The sequence below is a fragment of the Mesorhizobium sp. M0854 genome, from assembly GCF_040319815.1.
Taxonomy (GTDB): Bacteria; Pseudomonadota; Alphaproteobacteria; order Rhizobiales; family Rhizobiaceae; genus Mesorhizobium.
Map to the genome: position 1 here is coordinate 18,448 of NZ_JAMYOL010000030.1, position 21,542 is coordinate 39,989.

20 protein-coding genes and 1 tRNA gene are annotated in these 21,542 nt (G+C 63.7%); 9 read left to right on the plus strand and 12 right to left on the minus strand.

Annotated elements, in window-relative coordinates:
• Positions 1-151: 151 nt before the first annotated feature.
• Complete coding sequence (locus NKH99_RS27645) at positions 152-3,898, minus strand: PAS domain S-box protein (protein ID WP_353016789.1); 3,747 nt, start codon at positions 3,896-3,898, stop codon at positions 152-154.
• Positions 3,899-4,151: 253 nt separating this feature from the next.
• Between NKH99_RS27645 and NKH99_RS27650 the strand changes: the two genes are divergently transcribed.
• The gene (locus NKH99_RS27650) at positions 4,152-4,610 is read left to right on the plus strand and encodes a phasin (RefSeq protein WP_254819298.1); all 459 of its coding nucleotides are present in this window, start codon (positions 4,152-4,154) and stop codon (positions 4,608-4,610) included.
• A gap of 339 nt (positions 4,611-4,949) precedes the next feature.
• Positions 4,950-5,026, plus strand: a tRNA-His gene (locus NKH99_RS27655).
• Positions 5,027-5,087: 61 nt separating this feature from the next.
• Here the strand turns inward: NKH99_RS27655 and NKH99_RS27660 are convergent.
• The gene (locus tag NKH99_RS27660) at positions 5,088-5,996 is read right to left on the minus strand and encodes a LysR family transcriptional regulator (protein WP_352616690.1); all 909 of its coding nucleotides are present in this window, start codon (positions 5,994-5,996) and stop codon (positions 5,088-5,090) included.
• Between the two features lie 137 nt (positions 5,997-6,133).
• Here NKH99_RS27660 and NKH99_RS27665 point away from each other — a divergent pair, with 137 nt between their 5' ends.
• The 4 genes from NKH99_RS27665 (at position 6,134) to NKH99_RS27680 (ending at position 8,817) form a co-directional block, all read left to right on the plus strand.
• A complete protein-coding gene (locus tag NKH99_RS27665; RefSeq protein ID WP_353016791.1) occupies positions 6,134-6,886 on the plus strand; it encodes an SDR family NAD(P)-dependent oxidoreductase in 753 nt (250 codons plus the stop codon).
• 92 nt (positions 6,887-6,978) lie between these two features.
• Positions 6,979-7,707, plus strand: coding sequence for an SDR family oxidoreductase (locus NKH99_RS27670; RefSeq protein ID WP_353016793.1), 729 nt, complete (start codon positions 6,979-6,981; stop codon positions 7,705-7,707).
• The gene (locus NKH99_RS27675; RefSeq protein WP_352768131.1) at positions 7,707-8,051 is read left to right on the plus strand and encodes an Atu4866 domain-containing protein; all 345 of its coding nucleotides are present in this window, start codon (positions 7,707-7,709) and stop codon (positions 8,049-8,051) included. Before NKH99_RS27670 ends, NKH99_RS27675 begins: the two co-directional genes overlap by 1 nt.
• A gap of 511 nt (positions 8,052-8,562) precedes the next feature.
• Positions 8,563-8,817 (plus strand): DUF768 domain-containing protein, encoded by a 255-nt coding sequence (locus NKH99_RS27680; RefSeq protein ID WP_023677464.1) that lies wholly within the window; start codon positions 8,563-8,565, stop codon positions 8,815-8,817.
• Positions 8,818-8,879: 62 nt separating this feature from the next.
• Here the strand turns inward: NKH99_RS27680 and NKH99_RS27685 are convergent, their stop codons facing one another.
• The 3 genes from NKH99_RS27685 to NKH99_RS27695 all read right to left on the minus strand — a co-directional run bounded on the left by NKH99_RS27685 (position 8,880) and on the right by NKH99_RS27695 (position 12,628).
• The gene (locus tag NKH99_RS27685; protein ID WP_353016796.1) at positions 8,880-10,007 is read right to left on the minus strand and encodes a DmpA family aminopeptidase; all 1,128 of its coding nucleotides are present in this window, start codon (positions 10,005-10,007) and stop codon (positions 8,880-8,882) included.
• Between the two features lie 28 nt (positions 10,008-10,035).
• Positions 10,036-11,601, minus strand: coding sequence for an exodeoxyribonuclease VII large subunit (gene xseA, locus NKH99_RS27690; RefSeq protein WP_352821925.1), 1,566 nt, complete (start codon positions 11,599-11,601; stop codon positions 10,036-10,038).
• A 70-nt stretch (positions 11,602-11,671) separates the two neighbouring features.
• On the minus strand, positions 11,672-12,628 hold the full coding sequence (locus NKH99_RS27695) for a LysR substrate-binding domain-containing protein (RefSeq protein ID WP_023680469.1): 957 nt from the start codon (positions 12,626-12,628) through the stop codon (positions 11,672-11,674).
• Between the two features lie 233 nt (positions 12,629-12,861).
• Between NKH99_RS27695 and NKH99_RS27700 the strand changes: the two genes are divergently transcribed.
• Positions 12,862-13,152, plus strand: coding sequence for a DUF1127 domain-containing protein (locus tag NKH99_RS27700; RefSeq protein ID WP_352472697.1), 291 nt, complete (start codon positions 12,862-12,864; stop codon positions 13,150-13,152).
• Between the two features lie 177 nt (positions 13,153-13,329).
• On the opposite strand, the gene NKH99_RS27705 is transcribed toward NKH99_RS27700, so the two are convergent.
• From NKH99_RS27705 to NKH99_RS27720, 4 genes are all read right to left on the minus strand, one after another.
• Complete coding sequence (locus NKH99_RS27705) at positions 13,330-14,391, minus strand: DUF937 domain-containing protein (protein ID WP_353016799.1); 1,062 nt, start codon at positions 14,389-14,391, stop codon at positions 13,330-13,332.
• A 102-nt stretch (positions 14,392-14,493) separates the two neighbouring features.
• Positions 14,494-15,867: a glutamate--cysteine ligase gene (locus tag NKH99_RS27710; protein ID WP_352541776.1), complete on the minus strand. Its 1,374-nt coding sequence runs from the start codon at positions 15,865-15,867 to the stop codon at positions 14,494-14,496.
• A 185-nt stretch (positions 15,868-16,052) separates the two neighbouring features.
• Positions 16,053-16,787: a 16S rRNA (uracil(1498)-N(3))-methyltransferase gene (locus tag NKH99_RS27715; protein ID WP_352747864.1), complete on the minus strand. Its 735-nt coding sequence runs from the start codon at positions 16,785-16,787 to the stop codon at positions 16,053-16,055.
• Between the two features lie 31 nt (positions 16,788-16,818).
• Positions 16,819-17,466, minus strand: a complete 648-nt coding sequence (locus NKH99_RS27720) for a hypothetical protein (RefSeq protein ID WP_352747853.1) — start codon at positions 17,464-17,466, stop codon at positions 16,819-16,821.
• Between the two features lie 74 nt (positions 17,467-17,540).
• On the opposite strand from NKH99_RS27720, the gene NKH99_RS27725 reads away from it, so the two are divergent.
• Positions 17,541-18,239 (plus strand): type 1 glutamine amidotransferase, encoded by a 699-nt coding sequence (locus tag NKH99_RS27725; protein ID WP_353016801.1) that lies wholly within the window; start codon positions 17,541-17,543, stop codon positions 18,237-18,239.
• Positions 18,240-18,526: 287 nt separating this feature from the next.
• A complete protein-coding gene (locus NKH99_RS27730; RefSeq protein ID WP_292664785.1) occupies positions 18,527-18,667 on the plus strand; it encodes a hypothetical protein in 141 nt (46 codons plus the stop codon).
• Between the two features lie 28 nt (positions 18,668-18,695).
• On the opposite strand, the gene NKH99_RS27735 is transcribed toward NKH99_RS27730, so the two are convergent.
• From NKH99_RS27735 to NKH99_RS27745, 3 genes are read right to left on the minus strand one after another with little or no spacing between them, the layout of a single operon-like run.
• Entirely contained in the window at positions 18,696-19,466 is a 771-nt protein-coding gene (locus tag NKH99_RS27735; protein ID WP_353016835.1) for a metallophosphoesterase, read from the minus strand.
• A 38-nt stretch (positions 19,467-19,504) separates the two neighbouring features.
• Entirely contained in the window at positions 19,505-20,641 is a 1,137-nt protein-coding gene (locus NKH99_RS27740) for an alpha-hydroxy acid oxidase (protein WP_352541778.1), read from the minus strand.
• A 55-nt stretch (positions 20,642-20,696) separates the two neighbouring features.
• Positions 20,697-21,500: a FadR/GntR family transcriptional regulator gene (locus NKH99_RS27745; protein ID WP_352502088.1), complete on the minus strand. Its 804-nt coding sequence runs from the start codon at positions 21,498-21,500 to the stop codon at positions 20,697-20,699.
• Positions 21,501-21,542: the final 42 nt, after the last annotated feature.

Sequence of the window (21,542 nt, forward strand, 5' to 3'; positions counted from 1 at the left end):
AGGCCCGGCATCAATAGTCGTGCGTAACTTGAGGGAGAAATCCCGTTCCTCTTAGCCCCGAGAGGATCTGATTCGCTCAAGCCCCGTTGTGACAGCAATTCCAATTTCTCAAGGCGTCCTGTTGGACGCCTTTTTTCTTGCGCAACCATAGCTAACCGGCGAGCACGCGGGTCGAGGGAAAGGCGACTTCGACCAGGGTTCCCTCGCCGGGCGTCGAGTTGATGGTGAACCGGGCCCGGTTCGCTTCGACCATCGCCTTGGTCAGCGGCAGCCCAAGACCCGTGCCGTCGCCACGGCCGCGCTTCAGCGCGTTGATCTGCTTGAACGGCTTCAGCGCCTGCTCGATCTCGGACTGGCTCATGCCGATGCCGGTATCGCGCACGCGCATGACGACATCGCCGGAGATCTCGTAAGCCGTCGACACGATCACCTGGCCGCCAGCCTGCGTGTAGCGGACGGCGTTCGACAGGATGTTGAGCGCGATCTGCCGCACGCTGCGCAGATCGGCCACCACTTCCGGCAGCCGCGAGGCGAAGCTGGAGCGGATGATGACGCGTTCCCGGTTCGCTTGCGGCTGCATCATCGCCACGGTTTCGGCCAGTGTGTCGTTAAGCGACACCGCCTCATAGGCCATCTCCTGCTGGCCGGCCTCGATTTTCGAAATGTCGAGCAGGTCGTTGACCAGGTCGAGAACGTGGTTGCCCGAACGGTTGATGTCGCGCAGATAGTCGCGATAACGGTCATTGGCCACCGGCCCGAATTTCTCGTCGACCATCAGCTCGGAAAAGCCGATTATGGCGTTGAGCGGCGTGCGGATCTCGTGGCTGATGCGGGCCAGAAAATCGGTCTTCTGCGACGAAGCGCGTTCGGCGACTGCGCGCGCCTGGGTCAAGTCCTCTTCGGCCCGCTTCCACTGGGTGATATCGCGCACCACCGCACAGAAGCCGCTGTCGTTGGGCAGCCTGCCGATGGTCATGAACAGCGGAATGAAACGCCCCTGCGCCTCGCGCCCGATCACCTCGCGGCCATCGTTCATCACGCTTGCAACGCCGGGCTCCGACAACCCCTCGAGATAGTCACGCGCCGCGCGCTGGCTTTCGATCGCAAACAGCGAGACGAACGGTTTGCCGGTCACCTCGTCGCTGTCGAAGCCGAACAGCGCTTCCGCCGGACGGCTAATTGAACGGATCGTTCCGTTGCGGCCGATCAGCACGACGCCGTCGGTGGCGGTGTCGATGATAGTGCGCATTTCGGCAATACGTGCCTTGAGCTCGGAAACATCCGGCTGCGTTTGGTCTTCGGCGGCGCCATGTGGAATGGCTGCTGCCTCGTCGTCGCCGGAACGACGTACGACCAGCATCAGCGCCTTGCCGTTTCCCCAGGGCACGGAGCGTAAAATCGCATCGATCGGAAACTCCTGACCTTCGCGCGTTTTCAGCCGCAGAGCGCGGTCGCCGCCATCCGAACTGCCGTCGTCGGCATAAGGGTCGGCAAACAGCGCGCCGAGCCCGCCAGCCTCGTCCAGGGCATTGAGCGTCGCATAGCCGGTCAAGCCGAGGAATTCGTCGTTCGCGTAATGCAGCTGGTCGCCGGAATGGATAAGCACCGGCACTGGCAGCTTGCCGAGGATCGAGGTATCCGGCCCCGTGTTGTCCTCTCCGGCAAACGCCGACGGCACGAAGCCGTCGAGTTTGAGCGGTGGTGCCTGCGGCCGCTCGACGGGCGGCACCTGGCCGGCAGCGTCGGCTGCGGCTGCGCTGTCCTCGGACCAATCCTCGCTGTCCTCGGCGTCACGGAAGTCTTCGGCTGTCATGCTGTCGTCGTCGCCATCCCGCGGCGCTTCGGCGACGATCGTTCGACGGTTCGTGCTGGGCTCAACGCCTTCCTGCGCCTCATCGCTGGGTTCGCGGTCGGCATAGTCGAGCAGCGATCCGGAAACAGGGCGTGTGACGGGTTCGCCGGCTTGCGCCTCTGCTTCCACCTCATCCGGCTGCTCGCCGTCAAGTCGGGCGAGGTCCTTCTGGTCCTCGGCATCGGCCTCGGGCGGTTCGGCGGCAGCCGCCTCGCTTTCCGGACCTGGTTCCGGCATCTCACCCTTGTCCGCCAGCCCGGCTTCTTTCAGCTTTGGCTCGTCGGCCTTGCCGGCTGCCTCGACTTTCGCAACCGGCTTCTGCTTTCCGGCGCTGGGCTGTTCTTCGGCCGGGGTGCTGTCCTTCTTGAGACGCTCGCCAATCTCGCGAAACGCGCTGCGTTCCAGCGTCGACAGGCCCTTGTCGTTGGCCGGCTGCCGGTGCTCGGCCAGCCGGATCACCTTGTCGGCAAAGCGCCGCTCGGGTTTTGGCACGATGGTCAATGCCGGCACTTCGCCCCTGAACGGATCGGCGGGTTTAGGTGTCTCGGGGAGAGGTTCGACGGCTTTCGGCCCGATGGTCGCGGCAGGTTTCTCCTCGGCGACAAGGGCCATGCCGACGGCATCCGGATCGACCACCGCATCGCCGCTCCTGGCCACGCCGAAACCGCGAAAACCTTCGAAAACGCGGCTGCGGCTGTAAACCGGGAGCGCCGCCAGATCGACGGGTATCTTCAGATCGGTGCCGGCGACCGGCCACAGCACGGAGCGGCCGGACCAGGTGTCGCGCCGTTCGAGCAGGCCGGCAATCTCGCCAGAAGCATCGAGGCCATAGGCGGCCGAAACATCCTCGAAGCGGCGGCCGATCACGTCGGCGGCAGGCTTGCCGACGAGCTCGGCAAATTCCGGCGACAGGGCACTGAACCGGCCCTCCGCGTCGGTACGCCAGACGAAACGCATGGGCGCGGCGGTGCGATCGATCGCCGAAGCGCGGTGTTCGGCCGGGGAGGCGGCTTTGGTGGCTTTTGCGGCGCTTTCCGGCGAAGTATCCGCGCCGGCCTGCGAAGCGTCCGGGCTGGTCTCGACTTTGCCGGACGCAGCTGCCCCGGGCGGGACGTGCGCGTCGTCGCCGGCATTGAAGTACCAATGGTCATGCTGCGTCGGCGCGTTGCCAACCGTGCGGTGATCGTCGGTCGCGTCGGCAGGTTCGTGCTCCGCCGATGCCGAGGTGCCTTGCATCGCTGCAAGGTCGATCTCCGCCGCGCCGCTGCTGGCGATTGGCTGCTCGTTGTCCTGGTCCGCTGGCTGGGGGAGATCGCCACCGCTCAGTGCCGTTGCCGCCTCGGTTTCCCCGCCGGCGCGCTCGCCACCGGGAGCCTCGCCGTCAAGCCGGTCCTCGTCGATCATCACCAGCAGGTGCCGCTCGTCCGTCAGCCGGGCAAGGCCCGCGGGATAGGAGCTGGACCCACCCGGAACCAGGCGCTTGACGATGCGGTCGCTCTCGTTCGCCACGTCGGCGACAAGCGCGGCCAGCGTCTCAGGCCGGATGCCGAGCGCCGAAAAGCCGTCCGATGCGGCGTCGATATTGCCCTTGGCATCGACAAAGGCGATGTAGTGGCCGTCTTCCGTAAAGCCACCGATGGCGCGGTCGGCGATCTCGGCGGCGCTTCGCGAGCCGGTCTGCGCCGCCGGCAAGGCCAGCATGATGGCTTCCTCGCCATCAGGCATGGTCACTGCGCTGGCCAGGAAACCGACGGCGCGGCTGGTCAGGCCGGTCGCCAGCCGGACCGTGATGGCACGGTCGCGGCCGATCTGCGGAAAACCGCTGGTTGCCATGATCTGGCGCCGGGCGATCAGCGGCAACCCTGCCGAGGCGCCGATGATAGCGCCGATGTCCGGATAGCCGAATACCGCCGCGCCGGGCCCGTTGGCCCAGATCACCTGCTCGAGATCTGCCGACAGAATGGCGATCGCGTCGCCTGCGGCGAAGCGCAGGCGGACGGCGTCGAGCACGGCGACGTCAAGGAAGGAGTAGTTTTCAGCCGGCATGCGCTTGGCGACCCTCACAGAGCGGGCAATTTGCGGTTAACGCTTTGTTAATAAAAGCCGACGGCGCGAAGGTCCACAAGTCATAGCGTGCAACCAGCGGAATCTCTAGGCGCGTGGTTAACGCTGCGAACCAAATATTTTATGGTGCGATGCAACAAACATGTTGCAATGCACAAAATTTGCCTTTATATTGCCATGATAGATGAACGAGACGGCATTTTGTCAAAGCCGCTGCCGCTGAAAAGGATGGAAAATGTCCAGGACCAAGACCGCTGAAACGATCGAAAACGTTGAATTCCCGAGCTTCGACGCTTCGAAGGCCACCGACCAGATCCGTGCCTTCGCCGAAAAGGGCGTTGAGCAGTCGAAAGAGGCCTATGCCAAGCTGAAGACCGGCGCCGAGGAGACCCAGAAGGCTCTGGAGTCGACCTACGAGACCGCCAAGTCCGTTTCCAGCGACCTGTCGCTCAAGACCATCGCCGCCCTGCGCGCCAATGCCGAAGCCGGCTTCTCGCATTTCGAAGCGCTGATCGGCGCCAAGTCGCTGTCGGAAGTCGTCGAGTTGCAGACCGCTTTCCTGCGCAAGCGCGTCGAAATGACCGTCGAGCAGGCTAAGGACTTCCAGGCGGTTGCTGCCAAGGCGGCCGAGGACGTATCCAAGCCGATCAAGACCGCCTTCGAGAAGGCCGTGAAAGAAATCAAGATCGCCTAATATTTGCGCACAGTTTGACGATGCATCAAAAGGTCGCATTTCGTCAGACAAATAGATGTGCGATATAGTGGTTTAAGTGAATACCCGGCGGGTGGAACCTCCTCCCTCTGCCCACCGGGGTGACCAGCCAGCACCTCCTCCCGCTGGCTCGTAACAGGAAAAGGCCGGCACCTCCTCCCGCCGGCCTTTTCTTTTGTCCGGCGGAAAATGACTCGATGCCGGAGCGAGCTTTTGCCTTGCCAAAAGCCTTGAATTAAACTCCGATAGCCCGTATGGACGCATCGCCGAACGACAGAGCGGGTCCCGAACGTTTCATCTCGATCCCGCTCAGGCAAACGTGCCGTTGTAGCTCAGATGGTTAGAGCGCCGGATTGTGGATCCGGAGGTCGCTGGTTCGATCCCAGCCAACGGTACCATTCAGCTTTCAGCCAGGTTTCTGACCAATAGCGCCGAGCGTTCACTACGATCCCGTAGCGCTCACCCGCGGTCCCGCGCCTGACGCGCGCCGCGCAGGTGATCCACGAGGGCTCTCAGCTTCGGCGCGATATTTCGTCGGCTTGGGAAATAGAGATAGAAACCCGCAAACGGCGGAAGATAGCCGTCGAGGATTGGCACGAGCTCGCCGCGGTCGAGCCAGGGGCGGAATGTATCGGCCATGCCGAACGTGATTCCGGCGCCTGCAACGGCCAGCCGGATCATCAGCCACATGTCGTTGGTAGTGATCTCGGGCGCAACCGCCACGTCGAACTCGCGCCCGTCCTCGCCGAACTCCCAGCGATAGGGCGAAACTCCCGGCGCCGGCCGCCAGCCGATGCATCGACGTGCCACAAGCTCGCGCGGATGGGCGGGTGCTCCGAACTTTTCGAGATAGCGCGGGGCGCAGACGGCCATCTGTCGCTGATCGCCCGATACCGGCACGGCAATCATGTCCTGCTCGATCACTTCGCCGAGCCTCACTCCCGCATCATAGCCTTCGGCAACGATGTCGAATTCCTCGTCGGTGACCACAATATCCAGATGCACCTCGGGAAATCTTTCTGCAAAGGACGCCAGCAATGGTCCTGACAGAAAGGCCTCTGCGATAGACGAAACCGCGATCCGCAGGCGGCCGCGCGGGCGGTCCAGCAACTCCGTGGTGGCTTCGATTGCCGCGTTCACGTCGGCGATCGCCGGTGCGACGCTCGCCAGCAGGCGCTCGCCCGCTTCGGTCAGGTTGACGCTGCGTGTCGTGCGCTGCAGCAATGCGATGCCAAGGCGCTGTTCAAGCCTGAGGATGCTCTGGCTGACCGCTGAGCGCGTCACGCCCAACCGGTCTGCCGCAGCGCGAAAATTGCGTTCCTCGGCCACGGTGACGAAGACGGCAATTGCATTGAGATCGATGTCCATTGGTTAGCCAAACTTACCATATAGGTTAACGGCGGGCGGGTTATCGCGACAATGCCATGGCTCTATCTCTGTCGCAACGGCAAGAAAGGCTTGATCCCCCGATCCAGGTCGATGCCGGCTGACCAAGGAGATACCCCATGACATCACTGCCTTCCTCCTGGAACCTGGATGGAAAGGTCGCCCTCGTGACCGGCGCGGCACGTGGCATCGGCCGTTGCGCGGCGGAACTGCTGCGGGCGCGGGGTGCCCGGATCGTGGCAAGCGATCTCAGCGACAGCGTACGCGAATTGGAAGCCGAGGATGTGGCAACGCTGGCCGGCGATGTCGCCGATGAGGACCTGGCCAGACGCTCGGTCGAACTCGCCGCGAAGCGCTTCGGACGACTGGATATCGTCGTGAACAATGCCGGTCGCACGCTCAACAAACGACTGACTGAGACCTCGGTCGACGACTATGACCGCATTCTGCAGATCAACGCGCGCGGCAGCTTCGTCACTGCCCGTGCCGCTGTGGAACTGATGGCCGCCGGCGGTGGCGGCGCGATCGTCAATGTCTCGTCGATCTCGGCCGTCGCGGCCTTCGAGACGCAGGCGGCCTATGCCTCCTCCAAGGCGGCTGTCGCACAGCTGACCAAGGTGATCGCGATCGAATACGGGCGCATGGGCATTCGCTGCAACGCCGTTGCCCCTGGCGTGATCGAAACCGACATCATGGAAGGCGTGGTGGAGAATGGCCGGGAGATGCTGCGCAGCTTCGGCGGCGCGCATCCAATCGGCCGGATCGGCCAGCCGCAAGAAGTTGCCGAGGCCATCGCCTTTCTTGCCTCGCCGGCGTCCAGCTTCATCACCGGGGCCTTGCTTCTGGTCGATGGCGGCTACACCGCCCAGTGAGCCCCCCAATAGGGCCGGCGCGCCGCGGGAGCTCACCCGCACCCAATCCCTTCACATCGTGAAAATAATCACAGACCAAAAGGATCATCTCGATGACCATGAACAGAGTTGTTCTGATCACCGGTGCCTCCAGCGGCATCGGCGCTGGCATTGCCCGCGAGCTTGGCGCGGCAGGTGCGAAGCTGATGCTCGGCGCACGCCGCACCGACCGCCTTGAAGCGCTTGCGGCCGAAATCGAGGCAGCTGGTGGAACGGTTCGCGTGCGAGCGCTCGACGTCACCAGGAGGGCGGATGTCGCAGCATTCGCCGAGGCAGCCCGGGCCGAATGGGGCCAGGTCGATGTCATCGTCAACAATGCGGGCGTCATGCCGCTGTCGGCCATGGCAGCCATGAAGGTCGACGAGTGGGAGCTGATGGTGGACGTCAACATCAAGGGTGTTCTGTACGGCGTCGCGGCGGTTCTGCCCGAGATGACGGCACGCGGCTCCGGTCACATCATCAATATCGGTTCCATTGGCGCACTGGCCGTCTCGCCCACGGCTGCCGTCTATTGCGCAACGAAATACGCTGTCCGCGCGATTTCCGATGGGCTCCGCCAGGAGAGTGACGATATCCGCGTAACCTGCATTCATCCTGGCGTGGTGGAAAGCGAGCTGGCGAACACGATCTCCGACGAAGCCGCTGCCGCCGCCATGAAAAGCTGGCGTGCTATTGCACTGAAACCCGATGCCATCGCCAGGGCAGTGCGCTATGCAATCGAACAGCCCGACGATGTCGACATCAACGAGATAGTCGTGCGTCCGACGAAGGCGGCGCATTGATGCGATCCACTTTGGCCGCAGTGCTTACGGGTATTGCCGTTGCTGTAGCTCCAACCGGCCTGACCCTTCCTGCAACTCCAATCCTTGCGGAGGAACCAATGACGCACCAAGCTCATCCCTATGTCGGAATGTGGGTCACCGAGGATCGCCATATCAGGCACGAACTCCTGGCGAACGGCCGTTATTACGAAGCGCGCGGTGACCGCGAAAGCGCCTACCGGGGACGCTATGAAGTGCACGGCAACCACATAGAATACTGGGACGATGAGGGCTTCACCGCGGATGGTGAGTTCGTCGAAGGCGTCCTCTATCATGCCGGCATGATCCTTTACCGCCAGCGGTAGAGAGCCACCCTGAGACAAGCACTTCAGGGTTTCCACAAGACGCTATTGCATGCCTTGCATGAGGCGCTCGGCAGCTTGCACGGCAAGGCCCGTCACACCACATATCTCCCAGCAAGCGCGGCGGAAAGAAGCAGGACCGCAAGCAGAGTCGACATTGCAAATGGTTATCACTATATAGCGGCGGCTTTGACGGCTCGCCTCTTACGTCGTGCCAGCGAGAGCGCGGTAAATGTGCTAGTCATTGTGACATCTATTGTGATCTAAAACGGCTTGAAAACCGAAAAAAAGCAAATAGAAACAATAGCGCGGGTCGAACGAGTTTCGTCGAGAGAATCAGTCCTCAAGAACTAGAACGTGCTCCTTGAACCCTCCATTCCCTTCAGCTCTGTGGACCTCGGACAAGTTCGGCTTGCCGGGCGAAGCCGACTCGGCTCGAATGGCAGCACGCATCTTTTCGAAGATGCCGACGTTTATGATTACCAACCGGCATAGCCGCTAGGGAAACAGCAGTATGAGTGAACACGCAATCGAGTTCTTGCGCGGGTGGATTGGCGAAAAAGTCCACTGCCAGCCCTCGCCAGCCAGGATCGAGAAGCAGGCCGAGACCCTCGCCAGGGAATGTGCGGCCAAGGCCGCCGAAGCCGGCATACCCCTGGAGGATATCCAGGAAGAGGTCGGCGACATTCAGGAGCTCATTGCTTCGAGGCTCGAAGAGGCGGCCGAGGCCGATCAGGACGAGCGGAATTCCAACAAGCCTGCCGGCTGACGGACCGCCCCCCGGCAAAACCTGCCGGGCGAACATTGCCTGTCTGATGCAGTTGCGCGGTCTTATCGCCGCGCAGCTTTGCCAAATCTCTCCTCGAGCCATGCTTCCGGCAACGCTGGCACGAAATTGTCGTCGCGCCCGGTCATGTCTTCATTGGCGACCAGAGCATTGAGGATTGCCTCTTCCACGCTCTGAACGACGGCGTCGAAGAACGGGTTGATGTCGGCATCCGGTATATAGCCGGCGCTGACCAGCTTGCCGGCCGCGCCGCGCGCCGCATCGGCATTGGCCGTGCTGAAGGCCAGAAAAATATCGCCAGATGAATTATATCCATAGCCGCCGGTCAGCGCGACGCCGAGCGGCACGCGTTTCGCCAGCCGTTTCAACTGGTGCGGCATGAATGGCGCATCGGTGGCGACGATCGCGATGATGGAGCTCTTTTCCGCTCGCGGCGTGTTGTCCCGGGTCGCCGGTTCGGCGAGTTCCGCTCCGGCTCTGATGCCACGGATCACGAGGTTTCGTCGTGCACCGAAATTCGACTGGACGAAGCAGCCGATCGTGAAACGCTCCCCATTCCAATCGACGCTGCGCGAGGATGTGCCGGACCCTGCCTTGAAGCCGAAGGTGATCATGCCTGTGCCGCCGCCGACGCTGCCCTCTTCGATCGGCCCGCTTTCAGCCGTTTCGAGCGCGGAAAACACCTGCTCGAAGCTCACATGGTGGCCGTTGATATCGTTCAGGAAGCCGTCGTAAGTCTCGCCCGCCACCGGCAGCGCCCAGGCGCTGTCGAGCGATTGCGGCAGCACCGTCTGCATCCAGCGCAACGTTGCGTCGCGGCTGACGCCGCAGGAATGCGTGTTGGTGATGGTGATGGGAAGATTGAACGCTCCGAGCTCCTCTATCAGATGCGAGCCGGTCAGTTCGCCATTGCCATTGGCACTGAACACGCCGGCAAACGCCGGGACGGCCAACTCGTCTCTGGGCCGTGGCAGGATCGCGGTCACGCCGGTGCGTACCGGACCCTTGCCGACGACGAGAGGCCCATCCCCTGAGATCAGCGTGATATAGCCGACCATCACGCCAGGCACATCGGTGATGGCATTGAAGCGGCCTGGCGCGCCCTCGAATGGGATCGCGAAGGCACGGGCGCGCAGTTTGCCCGAGGGCGTCGCAAGATGCGGGTCGGTCATTTCACCCTCAAAGAAGTCTTGGTCACCCTCAGAAAAGCGAACCTTGGCCGCCCGGCGCCTTGAGCTTGGCCGCGGGCTTGGCAACCGTCTTGGGCCGCGTCGTGCCACTGATGGCGACTGCATCGGCGGTGCCGTCGGCGAACTCCAGTGAAAGCGCCATCCCCGACACAACTTCTGCCGCGTGCTTGACCACGGCGCCGTCCACATCCTTGACCAGCGCAAAGCCTCGCGCCAGCACGGCCTTGTGCGAGAGCGTCGCCAGCAGCCGGTCGGCCTGCGTCAGTTTTCCACGCAGGCGGTCCAGCCGTCTTGAAATCGCCTGGTCCTGCCGCCGTGTCAGTGCCAGCAGTGCATCGCCTTGCAGTTTCTGCCGTCTGGCGATCGGCGCCGGTGACAGTCTGGTCGCCGTGCGTGAAAACCGCGCCCGACGCTCGCGCACGATGGCGAAGAACGCCGCTTGCGCTCGGGCGAGGTCGCGGCGGGTCAGAGTGCGGGCTTCGTTCATGCGCCGCGACAAGGTCGCCGGCGTCAGCCGCTGCCCCAGAAGCCTGGCTCGCTTGCGCTCGACGCTGACCGACAGCGCCCGGCCGAGCCGGCTCGTCGCCTCGTCGAAGCGCCGCCGCGGCAGCGCCAGCAACTGGTCGGGCGAGGGCAGCGCCCGGGCGGCCGCGCGTGCCGCCTGCCGCTTGCGTTCGAAATTGCGCGACAGTGCGGTCTTCAACCGCGCGCCAAGGCCGGCAAGCGTCGCTTCGAGGTCGACCTTGACCGGCACGGCGATCTCGGCGGCGCCTGTCGGCGTCGGCGCCCGCACATCCGCAGCCAGATCGATCAATGTCCAGTCGGTCTCGTGGCCGACCGCGGAAATCACCGGAATACCCGAAGCGGCGACGGCCCGGGCGAGCGCTTCGTCGTTGAAGCCCCACAGATCCTCCAGGCTGCCGCCGCCGCGTGCCACGATCAACAGATCGGGCCGCGCGATGGCGCCGTCCCATGGCAGTGCGTTGAAGCCGTTGACGGCAGCGGTCACTTCCGCACCCGCCGTCTCGCCCTGCACCCGCACCGGCCAGACCAACACGTGCAGTGGAAACCGATCCTTGATGCGGTGGATGATGTCGCGGATGACGGCGCCTGTCGGCGAGGTGACGACGCCGATGACGCAGGGCATGAACGGCAGCCTGCGCTTGCGCGCCGCGTCGAACAGGCCTTCGGCCTGCAGCCGGCGCTTGCGCTCGTCCAGCAGCGCCATCAGCGCACCGGCACCGGCGGGCTCGAGATTGTCGATGACGATCTGGTAGGTGGATTTTCCGGGATAGGTGGTGAGCCGGCCGGTGGCGATCACCTCCATGCCTTCCTCTGGACGGAATTTCAGCCGGCTCATCGTGGTCTTCCACACCACGGCGTCGAGCCGCGCGCGATCGTCCTTCAGGCAGAAATAGGCATGGCCGGAGGAATGCGGTCCGCGATAGCCGGAAATCTCGCCGCGCACCCGTACATTGCCGAAGACGTCCTCGACCGTACGCTTCAGCGCGCCGGAAATCTCGCTCACCGTATATTCGGTGGCGTTGGTGCGTGATTCGGATGCTGCGTCGCTCATCGGCCGATTGGGGGACGATTGCTGGCCGGCGTCAAGGCGGCCGTGTTCGATGTCCGCCCCAATCGCGCGATCACCAGCCCGGCAGGATCTGGTTCGGCTTGGTCCGCTTCATCTTGGCGAAGGCGAGGGCGGCGAAGTCGAACGTGCCGGTCTCCTCGCCGAGTGGCACGGAAATATTGTCGAGGCTCTCCGAAATGTGGCGCGCAAGCGCGTCGACGATCTCCGGCCGCGAGGTCTGACCGCGCATGATGCCGATGCGGCAATCGGGCAGGGCGCCGAAACCATCGGCCTCGCCCAGCACCCGCATGCCGGGCCGCAGGGCGCATTCCGGCAGCACCGAGATCGCCAGGCCGGAAAGCACCGCGGCGGCGATGACGGTGGCAGAGAAGCTGGTGAACAGGATGCGATAGTCGCGGCTCTGCTGATCGAGCACGTCGGCGGCGGCCCGCCGCCAGATGCAGTTCGGCCGGCCGAAGGCCATCGGCAGGATCGGCTGCTCATGCGTCGCATGGTTGGCCGAGGTAACCCACAGCAGCGGTTCGCGCCGCACCACTTCCGACTGGCCGCGCGCGTCGTTGTGCGTCACCAGCGCCAGGTCGAGATTGCCGCGCTTGATGTGTTCGACCAGTCCCGGCGTCGGTTCGCAGATAACGGTCAGTTCGACATGCGGGTTGGAACGGGCAAACCGCGCCATGATCTCTGGCAGGAAGCGATCGGCATAATCGTCCGGCGTGCCGATGCGGATGGTGCCTTCGAGCCGGCGGTCGTCGAAGGCGGCCAGTGTTTCCTTGTTGAGATAGAGCAGCCGCCTTGCGTAGGAGAGCAGTCTGTCGCCTTCCTCGGTCAGCCTGTTGGTGCGGCCGTCTTTTTCGAACAGCGGCTTGCCGATCCGTTCCTCCAGCCGCCGCATCTGCATCGACACCGCAGACTGGGTCCGATGCACCGCTTCCGCCGCGCGGGTAAAGCTGCCGGTGTCGACAATCGAGATGAAGGTCTGCAACTGATCGAGATCGAGCGGCGCTTTCATTGGCTTAATCCATCATTGATGCTGATGCTAAAGATTAGAAACATTCGTTGGATTAATCAATCGGGCCATGGCAAATTCCGATTGTCCATATGAGCTAATGCATGTCGCCCAAAAGTGGTCACCGGTTTTGGGCCAACGACATGCATCATCTTAGATGAATCGAAGCCGGAACGGCCGCTGTCGCCAGCGCCCGATCGACCGGTTTCGCCCGTTCGAATGTGAAGGAGACCGACATGGCTACGTTTGATTTCGCTACCGAGACCTCGCGCATCACCTCGCGTCCGGCCGTTGCGACGCGCGTGGCCAATGCCGCTGCCAATGTTTACCGCGCCTGGAAAAACCGCCGCGCCTTTTATCGCCTCGGCGAGATGTCGGATGCCGAGCTCGCCGACATCGGCCTGACCCGCGCCGACCTGCACGTCGCTGTCGGTGTACCCTTTGGCCGCGATCCGACAGAGAGGCTTCGCGTCATCGCGGTCGAGCGCGCCGAAACGATCGGGGATATTGCCCGCAAGGTCGTGTGATCGCGTGGGTTTCGCCGTTCGGGCGCGTTGAACCTTTTTGCCGCACGACGCCACCAAGTTACGCAGGCTCCCCACTCCCTGCCGGATGCCCCCCGGCCAGCCTGCGCGCTGCCCGGTCCTCCCAGGACCGGGCTTTCTTTTTTGGGCGGCACTGATGATTGGTTGCCGGTATCTGGTCTAGCGCCGGCCCATGCCCTGCTTGAACTGGTCGAAGATCGACTCCATGCCTTTCTGGTAGTCGTCGCGCTGCTGGGCGCCTGTCTCGAACATCTTGCCGAACAGGTCGTCAAACGGATTTCTCGGCCTGCCGCTCGGATTGGCCTGCGGCTGCGGCGCCTGGGGTTGCTGCGGCGCCTGACGCGGCTGAGACTGTTGTGCGCCACCGCCGAACATGTCCTGCAGCACCTTGCCGAGCGGATTGTCACCATAAGGGTTCTGTGTCTGTTGGGGTTGGTTCTGCGGCTGCTGTGGCTGTGGTGCACCGCCGCCGAACATATCCTGCAGCACCTTGCCGAGCGGATTGTCACCATAAGGGTTCTGTGTCTGCTGCGGCTGGCTTTGTGGCTGCTGCCCGCCGCCGAACATGTCCTGCAGCACCTTGCCCAGCGGGTTGTCGCCGTAAGGGCTCTGCGTCTGTTGCGGCTGCTGTGCGCCGCCGAACATGTCCTGCAACACCTTGCCGAGCGGGTTATCCGTGGGGGCTGCAGGCTGAGGGGCCGGCGCCTGGCCGCCGCCGCCCGCCTGCCGCATCATCTGCTCGATGAGCTCGCCAAGCGGATTACCGCCACCGCCTGCCGCATGCATCTGCCCGCCTAGCTGGTTGGTGGTCTGCTTGAACAGCCCGCCCATCATCATCGAGGCGATTGCCGGCAGCATCTGCTGCAACACCTGCTGGCTGACGCCGCTCGCCTGCGCGGCCTGGTTGGCGACGGCCCGCGACAGGTCCTTCGAGCCGAACAAATGGCCGAGAATGCCGTTGCCTTCATCGAGGCCCTGCGGCGAGAAGGCCCGGCTTGCATCCTCGAAATATTTGGCGTGCTGGCCGCTGGCCATCGCCGTCATGAAGGAGCCGAGCCCATAAGGGTCGGAAGTGTTGCGCTTCAGCCCCTGCGAAAAGGCCGGCAGCAGCGCCGCGACCGCCGCCTGCGTCTGCTGCTGCGAAAGCCCGAACTGCTGGGCCAGCGCCTGCATGCCGTTGCCGTTCTGGGCCTGTGCCAGAATATCGAACAAGGAAGGCATTGTTTTCTCCTCCGGGAAAATCCTCGTTGGAGAAGCCTAATTCGTTTCCATCACTGATTGAAGCGAATTTGCCGGACCATCGGCCAAGCGGATAGCGAAGCGTTAATATGCGTATTCCATGAACACCGGCTCGATCGAGCCGCCCCAGCGTGTGTGGTAGGCCGAGAGCATCTCTTCGGCGCTGGTGGTGCCACGCGCGACGACCTCGTCCAGCGTGTTGAGGAACGAGGTCTCGTCATAGCCGTCGCGGTTCTTGCGGCCGCGGTTCTTCAGTCCCATGCGCGAGATGACAAGCACGTCGCGGGCGATCTCGCGCAATGTCGTGTTGCGGAAGGGCGCCGAAATGCCCTGTTCCGGCACCGCGTTGCGCATTGCCAGCACTTCGTCATAGCTCCAGCTCGAGGTCAGCGCCTCGGCCGCGTCGAGCGCAGCCGCATCATAGAGCAGCCCGACCCAGAAGGCCGGCAGCGCGCAGATGCGCCGCCACGGCCCGCCATCGGCGCCGCGCATTTCGAGAAAGCGCTTCAGCCGCACATCGGGGAACAGCGTCGACAGATGGTTCGCCCAGTCGCCCATCGTCGGCAGCCCGTCCGGCAGGTCGTTACGGGCAGCACCCGCCATGAACTGGCGGAAGGTGATGTGCGTCATGTCGTGGTACTGGCCGTCGCGGATGACGAAATACATCGGCACGTCGAGCGCCCATTCGACATAGTCGGCAAAGCCGAAATCGGGCGAGAAGCAGAACTCGAGCAGGCCGGAGCGCTGATTGTCGGTGTCGCGCCAGATCTCGCCGCGCCAGCTCTGCAAGCCGTTCGGCCGGCTTTCGGTGAAAGGCGAGTTGGCAAACAGCGCCGTCGACAGCGGCTGCAATTTCAGCGACACCTGCATCTTGCGGCGCATGTCGGCTTCGCTTTCGAAGTCGAGATTCACCTGGATCGTGCAGGTCCGGTACATCATGTCGAGGCCCTTGGTGCCGACCTTGGGCATGTAGCGGGTCATGATCTCGTAGCGCGATTTCGGCATCTTCGGCGTCTCGGCCAGTGACCATTTCGGGCTGCCGCCAAGGCCGAGAAAACGAATGCCCATCGGTTCGGCGATCTCGCGCACCTGCGCCAGATGCGCATTGCCTTCGCGGCAGGTCTGGTGGATCGTCTCCAGCGGCGCGCCGGACAGCTCGAATTGGCCGCCTGGCTCCAGCGAGATCGCGCCTTGGCCGGTCGGCTCGACCAGGCCGATGATGCGGCCGGCATCCATGATCGGGTCCCAGCCGAGTTTGTCCTGCATGCCTTCGAGGATGGCGCGGATGCCGCGCTCGCCGCCATAGGGCACCGGCGCATTGCCGTCGACATAGAACGGGAATTTCTCGTGCTCGGTGCCGATGCGCCATTTGTCGCGCGGCTTGTTGCCTTCGGCCAGATGCTCGACGAGTTCGTCGACGCTTTCTATCGGCCGGAAGTCGGTTGTATCGCGCGCCATAGGAGCCCTCCGCACATGACCCTGAAAATCGGCTTCGATTTTCGGAAGGGATCAGGTGCCTAATCAAATGCTACAGCGTCCTTTACGCGCCCGAAAGGACACGCGGCCACTGCCGGCGCTAGATGGACGAAATGTCAGTAGCCGATCAAGCGAAAAATCCTGAGCCAGCGGGTAATTGGAATTGATCACCAATCGCCGATTGTCGCCTGGATCAGCGCCAGTGCCGCCACCGCCGCCGTATCCGCTCGCAGGATGCGCGGCCCGAGCGGAATCGCGGTAACGAAAGGCAGCGCTCTCAGCATCTTACGTTCCTCGTCGGAAAAGCCGCCCTCCGGTCCGACCAGCAGACCGAGCTTTCTCTCCCGCACCACCTGCAGTGCCGGCAGGGGACTGTTGGTCGATGCATCCTCGTCGCAGAAGATCAGCCGCCGCTCGCGGTCCCAGCCCGCCAGCAGGCGCTCGAATTTTTCCGCTTCGCGCAGCTCTGGCACCGCCAATATGCCGCATTGCTCGGCCGCCTCGACGACATTGGCGCGCAGGCGCTCGATGCCGGGTTTTGCCACTTGCGTATGCTGGGTGATGACCGGCTGCAGGATGCCGGCGCCCATCTCCACCGCCTTTTGCACGAGGTAGTCGAGCCGCCCTTGCTTCAGCGGCGCGAAACAGTAGACGAGATCGGGCAACGGCGGCTGCGGCCGCTGCAATGCCAGCAACTTCAGGCGCAACGCCTTCTTCGATTTTGCCGCGATCGCAGCCGACCATTCGCCGTCGCGGCCGTTGAAGACCAGAATTTCGGCGCCTTCGCCGAGCCGCAGCACGTGCGAGAGATAATGGCTCTGCTGCGGGCCGACGTCGAACTCGATGTCCGGTCCAAGCCCGTCCGGCACGAACAGCCGCTGCATCTTGTAATTGGCGCGCATCGCCGAGGAATGGGCGAGGCCATCGCCGGCGTCAAGCCTCCGCGCTGGCGTGCCAGACAGGTCTGTAGCCACGCTTCAGCACGGAAACAGTTGTCGCCGGCGTGAGCAGGCCGATTGGACCGTCGGTAAAATCGCCGAATCCCACCGGTTCGCCATAACCGCCGAAACTCCAGGGCAGCGCGGCGCCGTCAAACAGGGCGTACGCCCTGTTTCCTGACGAGATCATCGTGCCGTCCGGCAAATCCGCAAGCGCTTCCGGTTTCAGTCTCGTCGCCCGCCCGCCCGATGCCAGGCGCTCCTTGTGCAGGCGCTTGTCGAGTTGCGGCGCGCGTGACTCGGCAATGCCGAAGGCGTCGCCGAAACGCCGGACAAAATCCCTGGCCCGCTCGCGCCGGCAGAAGAAGCAGGGACGGTGGCCGGCGGCAAGTGCCGTCACCTCGTCGAGGAAAAACAGCTCGGTCCAGCCGGCCTTGCCGCCAGCCCGGTTGCGTCCCATCGGCTCGCGCCGCACGTTGCCGAATTCGCAGACGCAGATGATCCAGGCTTGCAGCGCCCAGCGCTTCTTCAACAGCGTTCTCGTCTCGGGGTCGTGAATGATGCCGCGATTGCCCATGAACAGGCCGCGCTCCGGCACGGCATGGATGGTGCCGAACGGGTCGATCCGGTTTTGCAGTGGCATAGGCGTTCCCTGTTGGCTGCAATGCTGGCGCCATGATATCGCTCGTTGCATCAATTTCATGTCAGCAGGTTTCGATGCGGGTCTTGGTTGTCCAGAACTTCGACAATGAGGGCCTTGGCCAGATCGGCGCGGCGCTTGTCGAGGCGGGCGTCGATATCGACCTGCGCCGTCCCTACTGCGGCGACGCGCTGCCGCAAGATAGCGGCGGGCATGACGCCATGGTGGTGCTCGGCGGCGCCCAGAATGCGCTGGACGACGAGCTCTGTCCTTATTTTTCGGGCCTGCTCGACCTGACGCGCGACTTTGCCGAGAGGGATCGCGCGGTGCTTGGTATCTGCCTCGGCAGCCAGTTGGTCGCGCGCGCCTTTGGCGGCGAGAACCAGATCGGCGGCGCATCGGAGTTCGGCTGGCACGAAGTCGCGCTCACCGCGGCGGCGCAGGCCGATCCGGTGCTCGCCGCCTTGCCCGAAAAATTCCCGATCTTCGAATGGCACGACGACACCTTTGTCTTGCCCGAGACTGCCGTGCGGCTGGCCGGCAACGCCGTCGCCGAGAACCAGGCGTTCCGCATCGGCCGCGCCGTCTACGGCTTTCAGTTTCATTTCGAGGCCGACCGGCCGATGGTTCGCGACTGGAGCACGTCCTTTGCACCGTTGATCGCCGAACGCCATCCGGATTGGGCCGTCCGGCTCGACGACGAAATGGCCCGCAACGGACCGCAAGCCGATGCCGCCGGCCTGGCCATCGCCCGCGCCTGGGTGGCGACGATCTGACGGCCCATATAGTCAACGTATTTGGCGACGTTGCATATTTGGCACGCGGCGGCAAATCCGCCGGGGATAACGCGTTTCATCCTTGGCCTGTGTCTGTCCGCCAGCCTAAAAGGCGCGCGCTCTGCATCTTGCGTGCAACCGCGATGAACCTTTCCTGTGACCCGCGCGACACACCGCCGATACAGAACATGCCTAGAAGCGCGAAACCGTCCGACATTTGCGACGTATTTTGCGTTTCAACGCATTGGTAACCCGCTCGTGCATAGATGCAGGAAGCTCAACAAGAGATGACGTCCGTGAAAGCAGCCTTTTTGTCCTTTGTCATGTTGTCGGCTATCGTCTTGTGCGGCCTCGGCATTTATTCCGCCGACGCAGCCAACGACCACAATGCCGTTGACGGCTACGGCGTCACCGCCGCGCTTCGCTAGCCTCTCTGCTCATAATCCGACGCGTTTCCTACGCCCGCTCACCCGTCACTGTCAGGACATGCTTGTCCGCGCCGTCCACCACGAGCGCGGTGAGGTGTCCCGACTGCCAGGCGAGGGTGTCGACATTGACGCGGTTGCCGGTGATTTCGGCCTTGGGCACCGGCGTATGACCGTGCACCACGATCTTCGGATGAAGACCGGTGTGATCGTGGAAGACCTCGCGGATCCAGATCAGGTCCTGCCGGGTCTGGCTTTCCAGCGCAACGCCGGGCCGGATGCCGGCATGGCAGAAGAAGAAGTCGCCGAACGTCACTGAGAAGGGCAGCGAGCGCAGGAACTCGACATGGTTCTGCGGCACCGCCTCGACCAGCGCGGCGTGCCCTTGCCGCAGTGCCGCATCGGCGCGGCCAAACCAGGCGCTGCTCCCACCGAGCGACACGCCATAGGATAGCGCCGTCTGGATGCCGCCATAGCGCATGAACAGGCCGTCCGGGTCGGGGACGTCGAGAAAATCGAGAAAGCCGAGATCATGATTTCCGGCGAGCATCAGGTGACGCGGATCGCGTCTTTGCGCGTCGATCAGGAAATCGATGACGCCCCTGGAGTCCGGGCCGCGATCGACATAGTCGCCGAGATGGATCACGCGCCAATCGGCCGACGGCCTTTGACCGAGCTCCGCCTCGATCCGCCGGTGCATGGCGGTCAGCAAATCGAGCCGGCCGTGCACATCGCCGATCGCGTACAGGCGCATGCCTTGCGGTCCGCGCGCCTCGTAGAAACTGATGCCGGGCTCCGTCAATGCCTGCGTCGCCTCCGTGGTCATGCCGTCACGGGACTTTAGCGCCGAAGCTGATCCTTGCCCATGTCGGTGACCAGGCGCTTTCCGCACAGAGCCAGCGTTATGTCCATCTCCTTGCGGATGATTTCCAGCGCCTTGGTAACCCCTTCCTTGCCGAGTGCGCCGAGGCCGTACAGGAAAGGCCGGCCGATATAGGTGCCCTTGGCGCCGAGGCACAGTGCCTTGAGCACGTCCTGGCCGGAACGGATGCCGCCGTCCATATGCACCTCGATCGCGTCGCCGACGGCGTCGGCGATCTCTTCGAGCGCCATGATCGACGACGAGGCGCCGTCGAGCTGGCGGCCGCCATGGTTGGAAACGATGATCGCGTCGGCGCCTGTCCTGGCCGCCATCAGCGCATCCTCCTTGTCGAGTATGCCTTTCAGGATCAGCTTGCCGCCCCAGCGCTCCTTGATCCAGGCGACGTCCTTCCACGACAGATGCGGATCGAACTGCTCCTTCGTCCACGACGACAGCGAGGCGAGGTCGCCGACGCCCTTGGCATGGCCGACGATGTTGCGGAAGCTCCGGCGCTTGGTCCCGGCCATGCCGACGCACCAGCGTGGCCTGGTCGCCATCTGCCAGATGTGCTTCGGCGTCATCCGCGGCGGCGCCGAAAGCCCGTTGCGGATATCCTTGTGGCGCTGACCGAGGATCTGCAGGTCGAGCGTCAGCACCAGCGCCGAACATTTCGCCGCTTTTGCGCGATCGATCAAATCGAAGACGAAGTCCTTGTCGCGCAGCACATAGAGCTGGAACCAGAACGGCTTCCTGGTCACCGACGCGACATCCTCGATCGAGCAGATGCTCATTGTCGACAGCGTGAACGGCACACCGAATTCTTCCGCAGCCTGGGCCGCCAGCATCTCGCCGTCCGGATGCTGCATGCCGGTCATCCCGGTCGGCGCCAGCGCCACCGGCATCGTCACCTTCTCGCCGATCATGGTCGATTCCAGCGAGCGGTTGTCCATGTCGACAAGCACGCGCTGGCGAAACTTGATCTTCTGGAAATCCTCTTCGTTGGCGCGGTAGGTGCTTTCGGTCCAGGCGCCCGAATCGGCGTAGTCGAAGAACATCTTCGGCACGCGGCGGCGCGCCAGGTCCTTGAGGTCGGCGATGGTGAGAATGCTGCTCATGGATCTTTTTCCGCTGGTTCTTCGCTGGTTCGTCGTTGAATTTTCTGGGCGGGGCCTACGGCTGTTTTCTTGCCGGCTCACCGCCACCGGGCTCGGAGCGCTGCCTGAGCCTCAGCCGCGACACGCGCTGCCAGTCGCCGCTGCGCTCGGCCTCGGCCATCGATCGTTCGACGTAGGAGATGTGGTCCATCGCCGCCTGCCGCGCCGCAGCCGGATCGCCGGCCTTGACCGCCGTGTAGATTGCCCGGTGCTGCGAAAGCAGCGCCTCGCGCGCGCCCGGCACATTAAATACCAGCCGCCGGTTCTGGAACACGCCTTCCGACAGCAGCCGATAGCAGGAGCGCAGCGTGTGCAGCAGGATGATGTTGTGCGCGCATTCGCAGATCGCGTGATGGAACTCGACGTCGATTTCCGCCTCGTCGTCGAAATTGCCGGTCCGGTGCGCCTCGTCCATGCGTGCCATGATGCGGTCGAGCAGCGCCAGATCGTCCGATGTGGCACGCCGCGCCGCATATTCCGCCGCCACCGCCTCGATCTCGCGGCGGTACTCCAGATAGTCGGTCACCGCCTTGCGGTGCATCGAGATCAGGTCGGTCACCGGCTTGGTGAACAGCTGGCCGATGACATCGGCGACATGGGTGCCGCCGCCTGGCCGTGTCGTCAACAGCCCGCGCCCTTCCAAGGCTTTCAAGGCATCGCGCAGGATCGGCCGCGACACCTCGAACTGGCGCGCCAGTTCGCGCTCGCCCGGCAGCCGGTCGCCGGTGCGCAGGACGCCTTCGAGGATCAGGCTCTCGATCTGCTGCACCACCTCGTCGGCGGTGCGCGAATGCTCGATCCGGGAGAAAATGTCGCTCAAACGGGATGCCTGGGGGTTGAACCGATGTCGCGCAAGATAAAG

Coding starts and splice junctions, on each gene's coding strand:
- NKH99_RS27645 (WP_353016789.1), bottom strand. CDS start 3,898: ATGCCGGCTGAAAACTACTCCTTCCTTGACGTCGCCGTGCTCGACGCC.
- NKH99_RS27650 (WP_254819298.1), top strand. CDS start 4,152: ATGTCCAGGACCAAGACCGCTGAAACGATCGAAAACGTTGAATTCCCG.
- NKH99_RS27660 (WP_352616690.1), bottom strand. CDS start 5,996: ATGGACATCGATCTCAATGCAATTGCCGTCTTCGTCACCGTGGCCGAG.
- NKH99_RS27665 (WP_353016791.1), top strand. CDS start 6,134: ATGACATCACTGCCTTCCTCCTGGAACCTGGATGGAAAGGTCGCCCTC.
- NKH99_RS27670 (WP_353016793.1), top strand. CDS start 6,979: ATGACCATGAACAGAGTTGTTCTGATCACCGGTGCCTCCAGCGGCATC.
- NKH99_RS27675 (WP_352768131.1), top strand. CDS start 7,707: ATGCGATCCACTTTGGCCGCAGTGCTTACGGGTATTGCCGTTGCTGTA.
- NKH99_RS27680 (WP_023677464.1), top strand. CDS start 8,563: ATGAGTGAACACGCAATCGAGTTCTTGCGCGGGTGGATTGGCGAAAAA.
- NKH99_RS27685 (WP_353016796.1), bottom strand. CDS start 10,007: ATGACCGACCCGCATCTTGCGACGCCCTCGGGCAAACTGCGCGCCCGT.
- xseA (WP_352821925.1), bottom strand. CDS start 11,601: ATGAGCGACGCAGCATCCGAATCACGCACCAACGCCACCGAATATACG.
- NKH99_RS27695 (WP_023680469.1), bottom strand. CDS start 12,628: ATGAAAGCGCCGCTCGATCTCGATCAGTTGCAGACCTTCATCTCGATT.
- NKH99_RS27700 (WP_352472697.1), top strand. CDS start 12,862: ATGGCTACGTTTGATTTCGCTACCGAGACCTCGCGCATCACCTCGCGT.
- NKH99_RS27705 (WP_353016799.1), bottom strand. CDS start 14,391: ATGCCTTCCTTGTTCGATATTCTGGCACAGGCCCAGAACGGCAACGGC.
- NKH99_RS27710 (WP_352541776.1), bottom strand. CDS start 15,867: ATGGCGCGCGATACAACCGACTTCCGGCCGATAGAAAGCGTCGACGAA.
- NKH99_RS27715 (WP_352747864.1), bottom strand. CDS start 16,787: ATGCGCGCCAATTACAAGATGCAGCGGCTGTTCGTGCCGGACGGGCTT.
- NKH99_RS27720 (WP_352747853.1), bottom strand. CDS start 17,466: ATGCCACTGCAAAACCGGATCGACCCGTTCGGCACCATCCATGCCGTG.
- NKH99_RS27725 (WP_353016801.1), top strand. CDS start 17,541: ATGCGGGTCTTGGTTGTCCAGAACTTCGACAATGAGGGCCTTGGCCAG.
- NKH99_RS27730 (WP_292664785.1), top strand. CDS start 18,527: ATGACGTCCGTGAAAGCAGCCTTTTTGTCCTTTGTCATGTTGTCGGCT.
- NKH99_RS27740 (WP_352541778.1), bottom strand. CDS start 20,641: ATGAGCAGCATTCTCACCATCGCCGACCTCAAGGACCTGGCGCGCCGC.